The 14,402-nt window shown below is 73.9% G+C and carries 16 protein-coding genes; 12 read left to right on the forward strand and 4 right to left on the reverse strand.

The genetic code is table 11. The features are described from left to right. Positions 1-15: 15 nt before the first annotated feature. The 4 genes from ilvA (at position 16) to ACH45N_RS23630 (ending at position 3,483) form a co-directional block, all read left to right on the forward strand. Complete coding sequence (gene ilvA, locus ACH45N_RS23615) at positions 16-1,275, forward strand: threonine ammonia-lyase (protein WP_397398400.1); 1,260 nt, start codon at positions 16-18, stop codon at positions 1,273-1,275. Positions 1,276-1,394: 119 nt separating this feature from the next. Next, the gene (locus tag ACH45N_RS23620; RefSeq protein ID WP_397398401.1) at positions 1,395-1,739 is read left to right on the forward strand and encodes a YciI family protein; all 345 of its coding nucleotides are present in this window, start codon (positions 1,395-1,397) and stop codon (positions 1,737-1,739) included. Positions 1,740-1,750: 11 nt separating this feature from the next. Then, positions 1,751-2,092 carry a YciI family protein gene (locus tag ACH45N_RS23625; protein ID WP_397398402.1) on the forward strand — a complete coding sequence of 114 codons (342 nt, stop codon included), beginning with the start codon at positions 1,751-1,753 and terminating at the stop codon, positions 2,090-2,092. Next, positions 2,089-3,483 (forward strand): RNA polymerase sigma factor, encoded by a 1,395-nt coding sequence (locus ACH45N_RS23630; RefSeq protein WP_397398403.1) that lies wholly within the window; start codon positions 2,089-2,091, stop codon positions 3,481-3,483. Before ACH45N_RS23625 ends, ACH45N_RS23630 begins: the two co-directional genes overlap by 4 nt. A gap of 21 nt (positions 3,484-3,504) precedes the next feature. Here ACH45N_RS23630 and greA read toward each other — a convergent pair whose 3' ends face one another. After that, positions 3,505-3,987 carry a transcription elongation factor GreA gene (greA, locus tag ACH45N_RS23635; RefSeq protein WP_108495916.1) on the reverse strand — a complete coding sequence of 161 codons (483 nt, stop codon included), beginning with the start codon at positions 3,985-3,987 and terminating at the stop codon, positions 3,505-3,507. Positions 3,988-4,192: 205 nt separating this feature from the next. Then, a complete protein-coding gene (locus ACH45N_RS23640; protein ID WP_397398404.1) occupies positions 4,193-4,711 on the reverse strand; it encodes a DUF4307 domain-containing protein in 519 nt (172 codons plus the stop codon). 187 nt (positions 4,712-4,898) lie between these two features. On the opposite strand from ACH45N_RS23640, the gene mca reads away from it, so the two are divergent. From mca to ACH45N_RS23660, 4 genes are all read left to right on the forward strand, one after another. Continuing rightward, a complete protein-coding gene (gene mca / locus ACH45N_RS23645; protein ID WP_397398631.1) occupies positions 4,899-5,786 on the forward strand; it encodes a mycothiol conjugate amidase Mca in 888 nt (295 codons plus the stop codon). After that, complete coding sequence (locus tag ACH45N_RS23650; protein WP_397398405.1) at positions 5,783-6,169, forward strand: hypothetical protein; 387 nt, start codon at positions 5,783-5,785, stop codon at positions 6,167-6,169. The genes mca and ACH45N_RS23650 overlap by 4 nt, the downstream gene beginning before the upstream one ends. Next, positions 6,162-6,980, forward strand: coding sequence for a carbon-nitrogen hydrolase family protein (locus tag ACH45N_RS23655; protein WP_397398406.1), 819 nt, complete (start codon positions 6,162-6,164; stop codon positions 6,978-6,980). Before ACH45N_RS23650 ends, ACH45N_RS23655 begins: the two co-directional genes overlap by 8 nt. A gap of 85 nt (positions 6,981-7,065) precedes the next feature. Further along, positions 7,066-8,196 carry a nucleoside hydrolase gene (locus ACH45N_RS23660; protein WP_397398407.1) on the forward strand — a complete coding sequence of 377 codons (1,131 nt, stop codon included), beginning with the start codon at positions 7,066-7,068 and terminating at the stop codon, positions 8,194-8,196. Here the strand turns inward: ACH45N_RS23660 and ACH45N_RS23665 are convergent. Then, positions 8,172-8,930: a hemolysin III family protein gene (locus tag ACH45N_RS23665; RefSeq protein WP_397398408.1), complete on the reverse strand. Its 759-nt coding sequence runs from the start codon at positions 8,928-8,930 to the stop codon at positions 8,172-8,174. The two genes, ACH45N_RS23660 and ACH45N_RS23665, sit on opposite strands and share 25 nt — an antisense overlap. Positions 8,931-9,226: 296 nt before the next feature. On the opposite strand from ACH45N_RS23665, the gene ACH45N_RS23670 reads away from it, so the two are divergent. Both ACH45N_RS23670 and ACH45N_RS23675 read left to right on the forward strand, forming a co-directional pair. Continuing rightward, positions 9,227-9,988, forward strand: coding sequence for an isoprenyl transferase (locus tag ACH45N_RS23670; RefSeq protein WP_275006590.1), 762 nt, complete (start codon positions 9,227-9,229; stop codon positions 9,986-9,988). A 137-nt stretch (positions 9,989-10,125) separates the two neighbouring features. Then, the gene (locus ACH45N_RS23675) at positions 10,126-10,593 is read left to right on the forward strand and encodes a MarR family winged helix-turn-helix transcriptional regulator (protein ID WP_377234691.1); all 468 of its coding nucleotides are present in this window, start codon (positions 10,126-10,128) and stop codon (positions 10,591-10,593) included. Between the two features lie 78 nt (positions 10,594-10,671). Here ACH45N_RS23675 and ACH45N_RS23680 read toward each other — a convergent pair whose 3' ends face one another. Further along, positions 10,672-11,571 carry a LysR substrate-binding domain-containing protein gene (locus ACH45N_RS23680; RefSeq protein ID WP_397398409.1) on the reverse strand — a complete coding sequence of 300 codons (900 nt, stop codon included), beginning with the start codon at positions 11,569-11,571 and terminating at the stop codon, positions 10,672-10,674. A gap of 86 nt (positions 11,572-11,657) precedes the next feature. On the opposite strand from ACH45N_RS23680, the gene ald reads away from it, so the two are divergent. Then, positions 11,658-12,776 carry an alanine dehydrogenase gene (ald, locus tag ACH45N_RS23685; protein ID WP_397398410.1) on the forward strand — a complete coding sequence of 373 codons (1,119 nt, stop codon included), beginning with the start codon at positions 11,658-11,660 and terminating at the stop codon, positions 12,774-12,776. 26 nt (positions 12,777-12,802) lie between these two features. After that, positions 12,803-13,951, forward strand: coding sequence for a glycerate kinase (locus ACH45N_RS23690; RefSeq protein WP_397398411.1), 1,149 nt, complete (start codon positions 12,803-12,805; stop codon positions 13,949-13,951). The last annotated feature ends 451 nt before the right edge of the window (positions 13,952-14,402 follow it).

Raw genomic sequence — 14,402 nt, forward strand, 5'->3', positions numbered from 1 at the left:
GCGCAGTCGGGCAACATGCGCGCTGTGCCACTGGATCCGTTCGACCTGGAGTCCTACGGCGGCCACCTCACGGTGTCCGCCGACGACGCCCGGGCTGCCGCCGAGCTTCTCGACGGCGTCATCACCCGTACCCCCGTGACCGAGAGCCGCGCGCTCTCCACGATCGCGGGCACGAAGGTGCTGCTCAAGTGCGAGAACCTGCAGCGCGCGGGTTCGTTCAAGGTGCGCGGCGCCTACGTGCGGCTCGCGCGCCTGTCACCCGCCGAGCGAGAACGCGGCGTCGTCGCCGCCTCCGCCGGCAACCACGCGCAGGGCGTGGCGCTCGCCGCGAGCATGCTCGGCATCGACACCGTCGTCTACATGCCGGTGGACGCGGCCCTGCCCAAGGTCGCCGCGACGCGCGGGTACGGGGCCGAGGTGCGGATGGTGGGCACCTCCGTGGACGAGGCGCTGGCCGCCGCGCGTGTCGAGGCCGCCCGCTCCGGGCGCGTGCTCATCCACCCGTTCGACCACGTCGACGTCGTGGCCGGCCAGGGCACCGTTGCCCTGGAGATCCTGGAGCAGGTGCCCGACGTCGCCACCGTCGTCGTGCCGCTGGGTGGCGGCGGGCTGGTGGCCGGGATCGCGGCCGTGCTGGCCGAGGCCGCGCCGCACGTCAAGGTCGTGGGCGTGCAGGCGGCGTCGGCGGCGGCCTACCCCGGCTCGCTGAAGGCGGGCAAGCCGATGGCGGGCACGCTCGGCGCCACCATGGCCGACGGCATCGCCGTGGGCCTGCCGGGCGACGTGCCGTTCGGGATCGTGCAGAAGGAGGGCGTCGAGGTCCGCACGGTCACCGAGGACCAGCTCTCGCGGGCCCTGCTCGCGGTGCTGGAGCGCTCCAAGCTGATGGTCGAGCCGGCCGGCGCGGCCGGGGTCGCCGGGATCATGGCCGCCGGGCCGGGCGTGTTCCAGGGGCCGGTCGTCGCGGTCCTGTCCGGCGGCAACATCGACCCCCTGGTGCTGCTCCGCGTGGTGCAGCACGGTCTGGTCGCCGCCGGGCGGTACCTGAAGCTGCAGGTGCGGCTGATGGACAAGCCCGGCGCGCTCGCGCGGCTCGTGGAGACCATCGCCGCCGCCGGCGCCAACATCGTGGCCGTGGACCACACGCGCACCGACGTCTCGCTCTCGGTGTCCGAGGTGTCGGTCAACCTGCAGCTCGAGACCAAGGGCGAGGAGCACCGGACCGCGGTCGTGGAGCGGCTGGAGTCCGAGGGGTACGAGGTCGCCGCGTTCTGACCCCGCGTTCTGATCGGGTCCGGGTGTCGTGCGGGCGTGCTCCCGTTCGTCGTCAGGGTGACGCGGCCGACCGGCCGCGCCACCATGTGACCGGGGACCACCCCGGAAGGGAGCACGCCATGCGTTACCTCATGCTCGTCCTGTCCACCCCCGACGCCCCCGTCGAGCCGGAGAACGTGCCCGAGATCGAGGACTGGGTGCGCGACACCTACGACACCGGGCGCGCCGTGCTCGGCGACCGGCTGCGCCCGCCCGCGGACGCCGTGGGCGTGCAGGTCCGCGCCGGAGAGGTGATCGTCACCGACGGCCCGTTCTCCGAGACCAAGGAGGTCATCGCGGGCTTCGACGTGCTCGACGCCCCCGACCTCGACGAGGCCATCCGGATCGCCGCCGCCCATCCGATGGCGCACACGGGCGCGATCGAGCTGCGCCCCTTCTGGCCGCTCGAGCTGGACCAGGCCTGAGGGGAGCAGCCGTGCGCTACCTGATGCTCACGATCGAGCCCGACGACCCCGACCGCGGTCCCGCGCCCGAACTCGACCGCTGGGTGGCCGAGCACGACGCGTCGGGCACCCGCGTGACCGGCTCGCGCCTCCGGCCCGCCGCCGACACGCGGCGGGTCGCGGTGCGGGACGGCCGGTCCATCGTGACCGACGGCCCGTTCACGGAGTCCAAGGAGGTCATCGGCGGTTTCGACATCATCGAGGCGCCCGACCTGGACGCCGCCCTGGCGATCGCGGCGGCGTACCCCGGGGCGCGCGGCGGCCTGGTCGAGGTCCACCCCTACTGGCCGATCGACGAGCCGCCCGCGGCATGAGCACCTCCGACGCGTCCGTCGGGCAGGCCGTCTCCGCCGCCTTCCGGGACGAGTGGGCCCGCGTGCTCGCCGCCGTCGCGCGCAGCACGGGCGACCTGGACCTCGCGGAGGACTGCGCGCAGGAGGCGTTCGCGGTGGCGCTGCGCACCTGGGAGCGCGACGGCGTGCCGGACCGCCCCGGCGCCTGGCTCACCACCACGGCCCGCAACCGTGCGCTGGACCGGTTGCGGCGCCGCAAGGTGGAGCGGGAGAAGACGGCCACCGCGGCCCGGCTCGCCTACCGGGCAGGTGGGGTGCCCGGCGCCGACGACGCCGCGGCAGACCCCGACCCGGTGGGCGACGCGGCGGTGAGCACGCTGGACGGCGAAGCCTGGGACGCCGTCGGGCCGGACGAGCCCGACGGCGACCTGCTGCGCCTGGTCTTCACCTGCTGCCACCCGGCCCTGCCGCTGGAGGGTCGCGTGGCGCTCACGCTGCGCTCCCTCACCGGTATGACGACGGCGCAGGTGGCGCGGGCCTTTCTCGTGCCGGAGGCCACGATGGCCCAGCGCCTGACCCGCACCAAGCGCAAGATCCGCAGCACGGGCATCGCGTTCCGGGTGCCCCCGCCCGAGCTGCTGCACGAGCGCGTCTCCGCGGTGCTCGCGGTGCTGTACGTGCTGTTCACCGAGGGCTACGACGCGTGGGCCGAGCCCGCGGACGACGTCGCGGGGGCCGCCGCCCGCCGTGCGCTGGCCGACGACGCCGTGCGCGTGGCCCGGCTCGTCGCCCGGCTGCTGCCCGACGAGCCCGAGGCTCGCGGGCTGCTGGCCCTGCTCCTGCTCCAGCACGCCCGGCGGGACGCCCGCCTGGACCAGGACGGTGTGCCCGTGCTGCTGGAGGAGCAGGACCGCTCGCTCTGGCGGCACGACGAGATCGCCGAGGGTCTGGCGGTGCTCGACGACGCCCTCGCGCAACGCCGCGCGCGCCCGTTCCAGGTCCAGGCGGCGATCGCGGCGCTGCACGTGCGGGCACCCTCAACCGAGGAGACGGACTGGGCCGAGATCACGGCCCTCTACGACGTCCTGCTCGGCATGACGCGCTCGCCGGTGGTGGCGCTCAACCGCGCGGTCGCGGTGGGGATGCTGCGCGGGCCCGAGGCCGGGCTGGCCGCGCTGGACGAGCTCGCGTCCGCGCCGGAGCTGGCGGCGTACCACCTGCTTCCGGCGGTGCGGGCCGACCTCCTGCGCCGGGCGGGCCGCCCGGGCGAGGCCGCCGCGGAGTACCGGCAGGCCCTCGGGCAGGTGGACCGCGCGGGGGACCGGCTGCTCCTGCGCCGACGCCTCACGGAGCTGTCAGACGCCGACGGACCTGTCAGTCGCACAGGTCACCGGAGCGATCCGTACGTCTGACAGGTCCGTCAGGTCAGGGCGTCAGCCCTGGAAGGGCTTGGCCCCCGTGATCTCCACGGGGATGTCGTTGCCGTTGGGCGCGTGGTAGCTCGTCTTCGCGCCGATCGACTTGCCGTCGATGGCGGCGCCCAGGGGCGACGTCGGCGAGTAGACGTCGAGGTCCGTGGACCCGGCCATCTCGCGCGACCCGAAGAGGAAGTTCATCTCGTCGCCGGCGACGATAGCGGTCACGACCATGCCCGGCTCGACCTTGCCGTCGTCCGCCGGCGTGCCGACGTGGACGTTGCGAAGCTTTTCGGTGAGCTCGAGGATGCGTGCCTCGTTCTTCGCCTGCTCCTCACGTGCGGCGTGATACCCGCCGTTCTCCTTGAGGTCGCCCTCGTCTCGGGCAGCGGCGATGCGCTCGGTGATCTCCGACCGGTAAGGGCCGGAGAGATGCTCCAGCTCAGCCTTGAGCTTGTCGTGCGCCTCCTGGGTGAGCCAGGTGACAGAAGCGTCGGCCACGGGGGCTCTCCTTTCGTCGTTGCTCGTTCGAGCCACAGTTTTGGCAGCGCGCAGATCCCGGCCGACGGAGCGGAACGGGCACGCGCGTCAGCCGGTCAACACAGCGTGTGAAACGACAAGAATACCAATTGCCGGGAAAGACATGCCAAGACATTCCCCGGTTCCGCTGTGAGCGGACGGTGTATCTATTTCCGAGGGCGAACTCTCAGCGCAGGTCACAGTGGTCGACGAGGCCTGTCGTGGCGAGCTCCGTCGTGGCGATCGTCACCACGTGGCGTGTGGTGCGCGTCTCCTCCGGACCCACCTCGACGTCGACAGCGCCGACCTCGGCGAAGTTCCGTGCGAGGGCCGTCACGGTGCACACGGCCTCGGTCCCGGGCGGCATGCTGACGTCGAACGTCACCTCGACCTTCTCGGGGCTCGCCACGGAGAACCCGACGTCGACGAAGCTGACCGGGTCGCGCTGCGTGTCGACGATCGTGAACCACGCGGCGATCGCGACGCCCGCGGCCAGGGCAAGGGCCACGGCGATCCGCGCGCCGACCGACAGCTTGGGCCGCGGCCGGACGCCGTCGGCCTCGTCCCACGGGTCGTCCTGGCCGGCCCGCGCGGCGGGGTGCCGGGTGCCGGTCCCTCCGCGGCCGTAGCGCGCGGCGAGGTCCGGTGCCGGCTCGTTCGGATCGCCGGAGGGGACGGCGGGGACGGCTGGGTCGTGGTCGCTCATCACAGCTCGCTCGGATCGGGGGTGTCGGTGGTTCGTAGCAAGATTGTCCGTGGACCATCATGGTCCATGAGAGTGAATGTCTCTGAGAGCGATTGTCCCTCAGGCGCTCCGACTCTCAGAACCCGACCCAGTCCCTGCCCCACAGGAGGACCCAGTGTCCGTACCCGAGCGCGAGCCGCTCCGTCTGATGGCGGTGCACGCGCACCCTGACGACGAGTCGAGCAAGGGGGCCGCGACGACGGCCCGCTACGCCGCAGAGGGGGTGGAGGTCCTCGTCGTGACGTGCACCGGGGGCGAACGGGGCGACATCCTGAACCCGTCGTTCGAGGTGCCCGAGGGGCACGAGTTCGAGTCGATCGAGGGGCGCCGGGCCGTGCGTCGCCTGGAGATGGCCCGGGCCGCCGAGGCGCTGGGCGTGCGGCAGCAGTGGCTGGGCTTCGTGGACTCCGGCCTGCCGGAGGGCGACCCGCTGCCCCCGCTGCCCGAGGGCTGCTTCGGGCTGGTCCCGCTCCAGGAGGCGGCGGAGCCGCTGGTGCGCGCGGTGCGCGAGTTCCGGCCCCATGTCATCACCACGTACGACCCGTCCGGCGGCTACCCCCACCCCGACCACATCAAGTGCCACGAGGTGTCGTTCGAGGCGTTCGCCGCGGCCGGCGACCCGGACCGCTACCCCGGCACGGGCGAGCCGTGGGAGCCGCTCAAGCTGTACTACAACCACGGGTTCTCGATGAAGCGCATCCGCGCGGTGCACGAGGCCATCGAGGGCGCCGGGCTGGAGTCGCCGTTCGGCGAGTGGGTCGAGTCGCGCGACGCGCGCGAGATCCCCGAGCGCACCGTGACCACGCTGGTGCCGGTCGCCGACTACTTCCCGCAGCGTGACGCCGCGCTGACGGCGCACGCCTCGCAGATCGACCCCGCCGGCTTCTTCTTCGCGGTCCCGCGCGACCTCGAGGTCGACGTCTGGCCCTGGGACGAGTACGAGCTCGCCGAGTCCCGCGTCCCGCTGCCCGAGCGTGCCCCGGGCGAGTACGAGGCGGACCTGTTCGAGGGCGTCCGGTCGGAGGTCCACGCATGAGCCCCCTGTTCGCCGGCGCGCTCGCGCTCGCGACCGAACCGTCGCCCAACCCTACCGAGGGCCAGCTCCGCCCGGGGCTGGAGTCGTGGCAGGTCTCCCCGGGCCTGGTCGGTTTCCTCGTGACGTTCGCGCTCGCCCTCGCGTGCGTGCTGCTGTTCCTGAACATGAGCAAGCACCTGCGGCGGGCCGGGCACAACGCCCGCCAGCAGGGCCTGCCCGTCCCCGAGCCGGAGGTCATCAGCTTCAGCCGCCCGGGCGAGGGCGACGCGGCGAGCCAGGGCGACGGCGCCGGCGCCGGGAAGGACAGCGCCTCGGACGGTGACGGCGCTCCCGGTGCCGACGGCGCCGGCAGCACCAAGGGCGGCGGCGGCTCCGTTGGCTGACCCGGCCGGCGCCGTCCGCGTGACCGTCGCCCAGGTGGCGGTCTCGGACGACCACGCGGCCAACCGCCAGACGGTGACCGACGCGTTCCAGGTCGCCGACCGGGTCGGGTCCGACCTGCTCGTGCTCCCGGAGTACGCGTCGGCCTACGACCCTCGCGGGGTCGGGCCGGAGCACGCCGAGCCGCTCGACGGCCCGTTCGTCACGCTCCTGCGGGACCGCGCGCGCAAGCACGGGATCGCCGTGATCGCCGGCGTCACCCTGCCGGGCTCGGACGGCGTCCGCGCGGTGAACGCCCTGGTCGTGGTCGACGGCGCGGGCGAGCTCGCCGGGGTCTACCGCAAGGTGCACCTGTACGACGCGTTCGGGTACCAGGAGTCGGAGCTGCTCGAACCCGGCCCCGCGGACGCCGAGCCGGTCACGCTGCGCCTGGGTGGGCTCACCTTCGGCGTGCTGACCTGCTACGACCTGCGGTTCCCCGAGTCGGCGCGCCGCGTGGTCGACGCCGGGGCGGACGTCCTGGTGTACCCGGCCGCCTGGGTCGCCGGCCCGCTCAAGGCGGACCACTGGCGCACGCTGCTGACCGCGCGCGCCATCGAGAACACCGCGGTGGTCATCGGCGTCGGCATGACGGGCAAGGGCGTCACCGGCCGCACGCTGCTCGCGGGTCCGGACGGCGTCGTCGGGCTGGAGATGGGCGAGGAGCAGGCCTACCGCACGGTCGACCTGGACCCCGCGCCGCTCGCCGAGGTGCGCAGGACCAACCCGTCGCTGGCGAACCGCCGGTACACGGTCGTCCCCACCGGCGCCTGAGCGCCTTCGGACAGCGCCGAATGTCGTGGGCACGCGCCGGCCGCGCGAGCACCATGGCTCCATCCGTCGTCGGAGGGAGTCGGTCATGGTGGTCGCCCGGAGGTTCTCGTCGAGCGTTCGCGCACTCGCGTCGGCGGCGCTCGCCCTGGGCGTGGCCGGCGGCGCGGTGACGCCGGCCGCCGCCGTCGAGCGGCCCGGCGGGACCGACGCGGCCGGGCCTGCCCGGCCCGTACCCGTCGTCTACGACTCCGACCTGGACTTCGACGACGCCGCGACCCTGCTGTACCTGTGCCAGGCCGACAAGCGCGGGCTCGTCGACCTGCGCGCCGTCACGGTCGTGAACAACGGCGTGGGCACGCCGGGGCGCTCGCTGACGCACGCGCGCACCATCCTGGCCCGCTGCGGCCTGCCCGACGTGCCGGTCGCGGACGGGTCGCCGGAGTGGGTCAACGAGCCGCCGCCGGAGGCGCGTGTGCTGTTCGAGCAGGTCCTGTCGGGCGCCCTCGGCGACGCGGACGTCCCGGACGTGCCGGGTCCGACGGCGGCGGCCGACCTCATCGCGGCCACGGTCCGCGCGTCGCGGGCGCCGGTGACGGTGCTGGCCACGGGGCCGCTCAGCAACGTGTCGGCGGCGCTGGACCGGATGGGCCCGCGCACGCTGCGCGACCGCCTGGGCCGCGTCGTCGTCATGGGCGGCGCCTTCGACGTGGGCGGCAACCTGTTCGGCTCGACCACCGCGGGGTTCGACAACACCCAGGAGGTCAACCTGTGGATCGACCCGCCCGCGGCCGACCACGTGTTCGCCACGGTGCCCCGTGCCCGGGTGAGCGTCGTCGGCCTGGACGCCACGAACCACGTGCCGATCACGCCCGCCTTCGTGGACCGCCTGGGGGCGGAGGCGGCGACCTACGAGGCGCGCACGGTGCACGCCATCGTGACGCAGCCGGGCATGCCCGAGCTGATCGGGCAGGGCGTCATGTTCTGGTGGGACGCGCTGGCCGCCGTCTCGCTCGTGACCGGCGAGGCCGTCGACTACCGCGTGCGCCCCGTCGACGTCGTGCTGGGCGGTCCGTCGTCGGGCCGCACCGTGAGCGTCCCGGGAGGGACGCCCCAGCACGTGGGCACGACGGCGGACGGCGCGCTCTTCGAGGAGCTGTTCCGCGAGGGCCTGAACGGCACCGCGGCCGACGATCAGATGGCGAGGTTGGCCAGGTAGATCGCGACCACGTGGCAGGCGAACCCGAGCACGGTGAACACGTGGAAGATCTCGTGGAACCCGAACCACGCGGGGCTCGGGTTCGGCTTCTTCGTGCCGTAGACGATCGCCCCGGCGGTGTAGGCCACGCCGCCCGCGGCGATGAGCCACACGACCGCCGGCCCGCCGGTGGCCCAGAACTGGCCCATGTAGGCGACGGCGACCCAGCCGAGGGCCAGGTAGACCGGCACGTAGACCCAGCGGGGGGCGTTCAGCCAGAAGACGCGGGCCAGCAGCCCGACCAGCGCGCCGCTCCACACGATGGCCAGCAGCACGGTGCCCTGGCCCGGGGGCAGGAGCAGCACCGCGAGCGGGGTGTAGGTCCCGGCGATGATCAGGAAGATGTTGGTGTGGTCCAGCCGGCGCAGCACCGCCTCGGTGCGGGGGGACCAGTTGCCACGGTGGTAGACGGCCGAGACGCCGAACAGCAGGCAGGCGCTCAGGCCGAAGACCGACGCCGAGATCTTGCCCGCCGGGCTCGGCGCGAGCGCGATCAGCACGATGCTGGCCGCGAGGGCCAGGGGAAAGGTGCCGGCGTGGATCCAGCCGCGCAGGCGGGGCTTGACCTTCTTCTCGACCTTCTCGACGGTCGAGGACACGGAGGTGGAGAGGTCCTGGAGCGTCTCCGAGACCTTGCTCGTGACCTCGTCCAGGCGGCCGGCCGGGCGATCGGGCCCGTCTGCTCGGTCTACCACGTGGTCTCCTCACCGTCGGCGACCGGTGCCCTCCTGGTGCCGGGACACTACCTACGGTCGCGTAACTTACTCTAGCGTAGGTTGGGTGGCCGCAGGCCGGACAGGGGCCTTGTGAAGATCCTGCGCCGGGTTGGCGGGAGTCGCCCGTGCAGTGCCCTCGGAGGGCCCGGGGCGGCAGGAACATGCGTGTTCGAGGGGTACCTTTGTCCACGTCCTGCCGGGTACGAAGCCCAGCGTCAGAGCTGCCGTCCGGACCGCGCACCGCGGGTCCGACGGCCCGATCCCCTGAGGTATCCGTGCGCCTGCCCAGCCCGCTGTACCGCCTCTACGAGCGACGCCTGGCGTCCGCCCTGCACGGCGCCACGCTGCCCCGGCACATCGGTGTGATGCTCGACGGCAACCGCCGCTGGGCGCGCTCGTTCGGCGAGACGGCGGCCACGGGCCACCGCCGCGGTGCCGACAAGATCACCGAGTTCCTCGGCTGGGCCGAGTCGCTGGGCATCGAGGTCGTCACGCTGTGGATGCTCTCCACCGACAACCTGAGCCGGTCGGCGGACGAGCTGAGCAACCTCCTGGACATCATCGAGGACGCCGTCTCCGACCTCGCCGAGTCCGGCCGCTGGCGCCTGCGCGTCATCGGCCGCCTCGACCTGCTCCCCGCGCGCCTGGCCGCCGCCCTGCGCGCCGCGGCGGACCGCACCGCCGGGGTCAAGGGTCTCCAGGTCAACGTCGCCATCGGGTACGGCGGCCGCACCGAGATCGCCGACGCCGTCCGCTCCTACCTCACCGAGCGCGCGAAGGACGGGGCCACGCTCGCGGACCTCGCCGAGTCGATCGACGTCGAGCACATCGCCGAGCACCTGTACACCAAGGGGCAGCCCGACCCGGAGCTGGTCATCCGCACGTCCGGGGAGCAGCGCATCGGCGGGTTCCTCATGTGGCAGAGCCAGCACACCGAGTTCTACTTCTGCGAGGCCTACTGGCCCGCGTTCCGTCGTGTCGACTTCTTGCGCGCGCTGCGCGACTTCTCCCTCCGGGAACGCCGCCTCGGGCGGTGACCGGAGCCGTACCGGACGCGCCCCGGAACCCTGCGCCTGCTGGAAATTCGCATGGTGAAATTCGCCACCACGCGCCCAGGTAGGTGACTGAAAGTTCATTCAGGTAGCGTGCCGAAGATGACAAGGTGGGCACACTGATGACCGAGCGACGGGTGCCCTCGGCGCGGGAGGCCGCCGAGGCGTGGGAGTCGTTGTTTCGCGCCCAGGTGACGGTGATGCGCCGGCTCCTGGCGGACGACATCTGGGGCGACCTGAGCATGCGTGAGTACGACGTGCTGTTCACGCTCGCGCTCGCGCCCGGCGAGACGCTCCGGCTGCGGGAGCTCAACGAGAACATCCTGATGGCGCAGTCCTCGTTGTCGCGCATGGTGGAGCGGCTCGAGAAGCGCGGCCTGGTGCGCCGCCACCCCTCGCCCGACGACGGCCGGGGCGTGCTGGTGAGCCTCACGCCGGAGGGTTCGGAGACCCAGAAGGAGCTCGGGCGCCGGCACGTGCGGTCCATCGCGCACTACGTGGGGCCCGCCCTCGACGCGGAGGACCTGGACCACCTGCGCCAGCTCGCCGACGCGCTGCGCGGGGCGCAGGCGGACATCGACGACTTCTGACGGGTCACCGGCGGCCGGGGGGTCACCGGCGGCCGGGGGGTCACCGGCGGCCGGAGGGCGGGGTCGCCGGTCCCCTGATCAGGCGCTTCGCGCCTGGGCGCGGAGTGCCTCCACGACGATGCGCACCGCGGCGCGGTCCAGCGTCGTGCGGCGCGCCACCAGGTGGATGTCGCGCCGGGGCGGGTCGACGAGGTCGAGCGTGCGCACGGCGTAGCGGTCGTGCACGGCGAGCAGCGGCAGCAGGGTGATCGACAGGCCGGCCTCGACGTGGCTCAGCAGGGTGCCGTGGCTCTCGAACCGGGCCACGGCCCGCGGCGTGAAGCCGGCGCGCCGGCACAGGCGTTCGGCCAGGTCGGCCAGGTGCGCCCCGGGGTGCTCGAACGCCCACGGCTCGCCCGCGAGGGTGGTCAGGTCCACCCGCCCCGAGCGCTCGCCGGTCACGGTGTCGCGCGCCGTCACGAGCACCACGCGGTCGCCCGTCAGCGGCAGACGCGCGAGGTCGGCGTCGGGCGGCACGGGCGCGTCCGGGAAGTCCGCGCAGATGGCGACGTCCACCTCGCCGCGCTGCAGCGCACCCCGGCTGACCTGGGGTTCTGCCTCGGTGAGCTGGACCGAGATGCGCGGGTACTCCTCGGTGAGGGCGGCGACGGCGGGCACGACGATGCCGTGGAACGCGCTGGTGAACGCCGACAGCCGCACCACCCCTGTGGGCTCCGAGTGCAGGTCCGCGATGTCGGCCTCGGCGGCCGCGATGCGGTCGAGGATCTGCGCGGCGTGGTCCGCGAGCGTGACGCCGGCGGGCGTGAGCCGGATGCGCCGTCCGACCCGCTCGAAGAGCTGCGTCCTGGCCTCGGTCTCCAGCGTGGAGAGCTGCTGGGAGACGCTGGAGGGGCTCAGGTGCGTCGCGTCGGCGACGGCGCGCACCGTCCCGAGCAGGTGCAGCTGGTGCAGGAGGCGCAGGCGCCAGGGGTTGAGCATGGGCACATCCTTGTGCAGGTTCGCCGAACATTCTATTCGGGAACGTGGTCTGGACCCGCACACCGGGAGGTGCTTACCGTCACCCTATGAACATCGGCGTTCCCACGGAGATCAAGAACAACGAGAGCCGGGTCGCGCTCACGCCCGCCGGCGCTCACGAGCTGGTCCGCCGTGGGCACGACGTGCTGGTGCAGGCCGGCGCCGGGCAGGGCTCGGGCTTCGACGACGACGCCTACCGGCTCGCCGGAGCGCGCACCGTCCCCACGGCCGAGGAGGTCTGGGCCGAGGCCGACCTGCTCGTCAAGGTCAAGGAGCCGATCGAGCCCGAGTACGGGCTCATGCGCCCGGACCAGACCCTGTTCACCTACCTCCACCTCGCGGCGTCCGCGCCCTGCACCGACGCGCTGCTCGCCGCGGGCACCACGGCCATCGCCTACGAGACGGTGCAGCTCGCCGACCGCTCGCTCCCGCTGCTGAGCCCCATGAGCGAGGTCGCCGGGCGCCTGTCCGCGCAGGTGGGCGCCTATCACCTGATGCGGCCGCACGGCGGCACGGGCGTGCTCATGGGCGGTGTGCCCGGCACGCCCCGGGCCAAGGTCGTGGTGATCGGCGGCGGCGTCGCCGGGGAGCACGCGGCCGCGAACGCCCTCGGCATGGGCGCCGACGTCACCGTGCTGGACGTGTCGCTGCCCGCGCTGCGCCGCATCGAGGCGCGGTTCGGCGGGGCCGTCGGCACCCGGGTGTCGACGACGTACGACGTGGCCGACCAGGTCGCCGGAGCGGACCTGGTGATCGGGTCGGTCCTGATCCCCGGCGCCGCCGCGCCCAAGATCGTCACCGACGCCATGGTCAAGGTGATGAAGCCGGGCGCCGTGCTCGTCGACGTCGCCATCGACCAGGGCGGCTGCTTCGAGCACTCGCATCCCACCACGCACGACGCCCCGACGTTCGCCGTGCACGACACCCTCTACTACTGCGTCGCGAACATGCCCGGCGCGGTGCCCGCGACGTCGACCCGTGCGCTGACCAACGCGACGCTGCCGTACGTGGTGGCCCTCGCGGACCGGGGCTGGCGCGAAGCCCTGCGGGCCGACGAGGCCCTGGCCCGCGGGCTGAGCACCCACGCCGGGCACATCACGAACGCCGGGGTGGCCGAGGCGTTCGGGGCCGAGGCGGTCCCGGTGGCCGAGATCCTGGCGGCGTGACGGCCGCGACAGCCTACGATCGGCGCGTGGAGCCGCTGCACATCGTCGTCTGCCCGGACTCGTTCAAGGGCAGCCTGTCCGCGTCCGAGGTCGCGTCCGCGATCGCCGACGGCGTCCTCGACGCCGCGCCCGGCGCCGTCGTCACGCGCCTGCCCATGGCCGACGGCGGCGAGGGCACCCTCGACGCGCTCCTCGCCGTCTGGGGCGGCGCCGCGAACGTCACCGCGACGGTGGACGCGATCGGGCGGCCGACGTCGGCCCGGTGGGCGGTCTCGCCCGACGGGCGCACCGCCGTGGTCGAGCTCGCCGAGGCCAGCGGCCTGCCCGGCGTCTCCGACGCGCCCCTGCAGCCGCTGCACGCGAGCACGCGCGGCACCGGCGACCTGGCGCGCGCGGCGCTCGACGCGGGCGTGACCGAGGTCCTGCTCTGCCTGGGCGGCTCCGCCTCCACGGACGGCGGCGCGGGCATCCTCACCGGCCTCGGCGTCCGCCTCCTCGACGCCGAGGGCGACCAGGTGCCCGACGGCGGCGAGGGGCTGGCCTCCGTCACCTCCCTCGACCTGTCCGGGCTGCACCCGCGGGCGCGCGAGGTGCGCTGGCGGCTCGCCGTCGACGTCACCAACCCGCTGGTCGGCGAGCACGGCGCCGCGCGCGTGTTCGGCCCGCAGAAGGGCGCCCGGGACGGCGATGCGGAGTTCCTCGACGCCGCCCTCGCGCACTGGGCCGACGTGCTGTCGCGGGAGACCGGTGCCTCCGTCGCCCAGCTCCCCGGAGCCGGCGCCGCCGGCGGCGTGCCCGCCGGGCTGATCGCGGTGCTCGGCGCCGAGACCACCCCCGGCGCCGAGCTGGTCGCCGAGGCGGTCGGCCTGCCCGCCGCCCTTGCTGACGCCGCCCTGGTGATCACGGGGGAGGGATCCTTCGACTCGCAGTCGGTCAACGGCAAGGTGGCCGACGGCGTCGCGCGCCTCGCCGCGGCGTCGCCCACCCGGCCGCCCGTCGTGGTGCTGGCCGGCCAGGTGCTGCTGCCGGAGGCACAGGCGCGCGCCGCGGGGATCGCCGCCGCGTTCTCGATCGCGCCCGGCCCGGTGGGGCTGGACGACCTGATCGCCCGCACCGCGCCCCGTCTGCGCGACCTCGCCGCGGCCGTCACGAGCCTGGTCCGCGCGAGCCGCTAGCGGCAGCTCGCCGCGCTGGGTGCGCCTTGGGGCGCGGGGTCGGCAGGTTGCAGTGCTGGGTGCGCCTTGCGGTCGGGGTCGGCAGGTTGCGGCGCTGGATGCGCGTCGCCGTCGGGGTTGGCAGTTTGCGGTGCTGGGTGCGCGTCGCGGTCGGGGTCGGCAGGTTGCCGCGCTGGGTGCGCGTTGGGGCGCGGGGTCGGCAGTTTGCGACGCAAAGTCGGCACTCTGCATCGAGGTCGGCACAGGCCTGTGCCGACCTCGATGCAGAGTGCCGACCTCGCAGGAAACTGCCGACCGAGGAGGCAAGCGCCGACCCGGGCCGGGCTGCCGCCCCTGCTGCCGACCTTGCGGCCAAGCTGCCGACCTTGCGGCCAAGCTGCCGACCTTGCGGCCAAGCTGCCGACCTTGCGGCCAAGCTGCCGACCTTGCGGCCAAGCTGCCGACCTTGCGG

It is taken from the genome of Promicromonospora sp. NPDC019610, from assembly GCF_044389365.1.
In the GTDB taxonomy this organism is placed as follows: domain Bacteria; phylum Actinomycetota; class Actinomycetes; order Actinomycetales; family Cellulomonadaceae; genus Promicromonospora.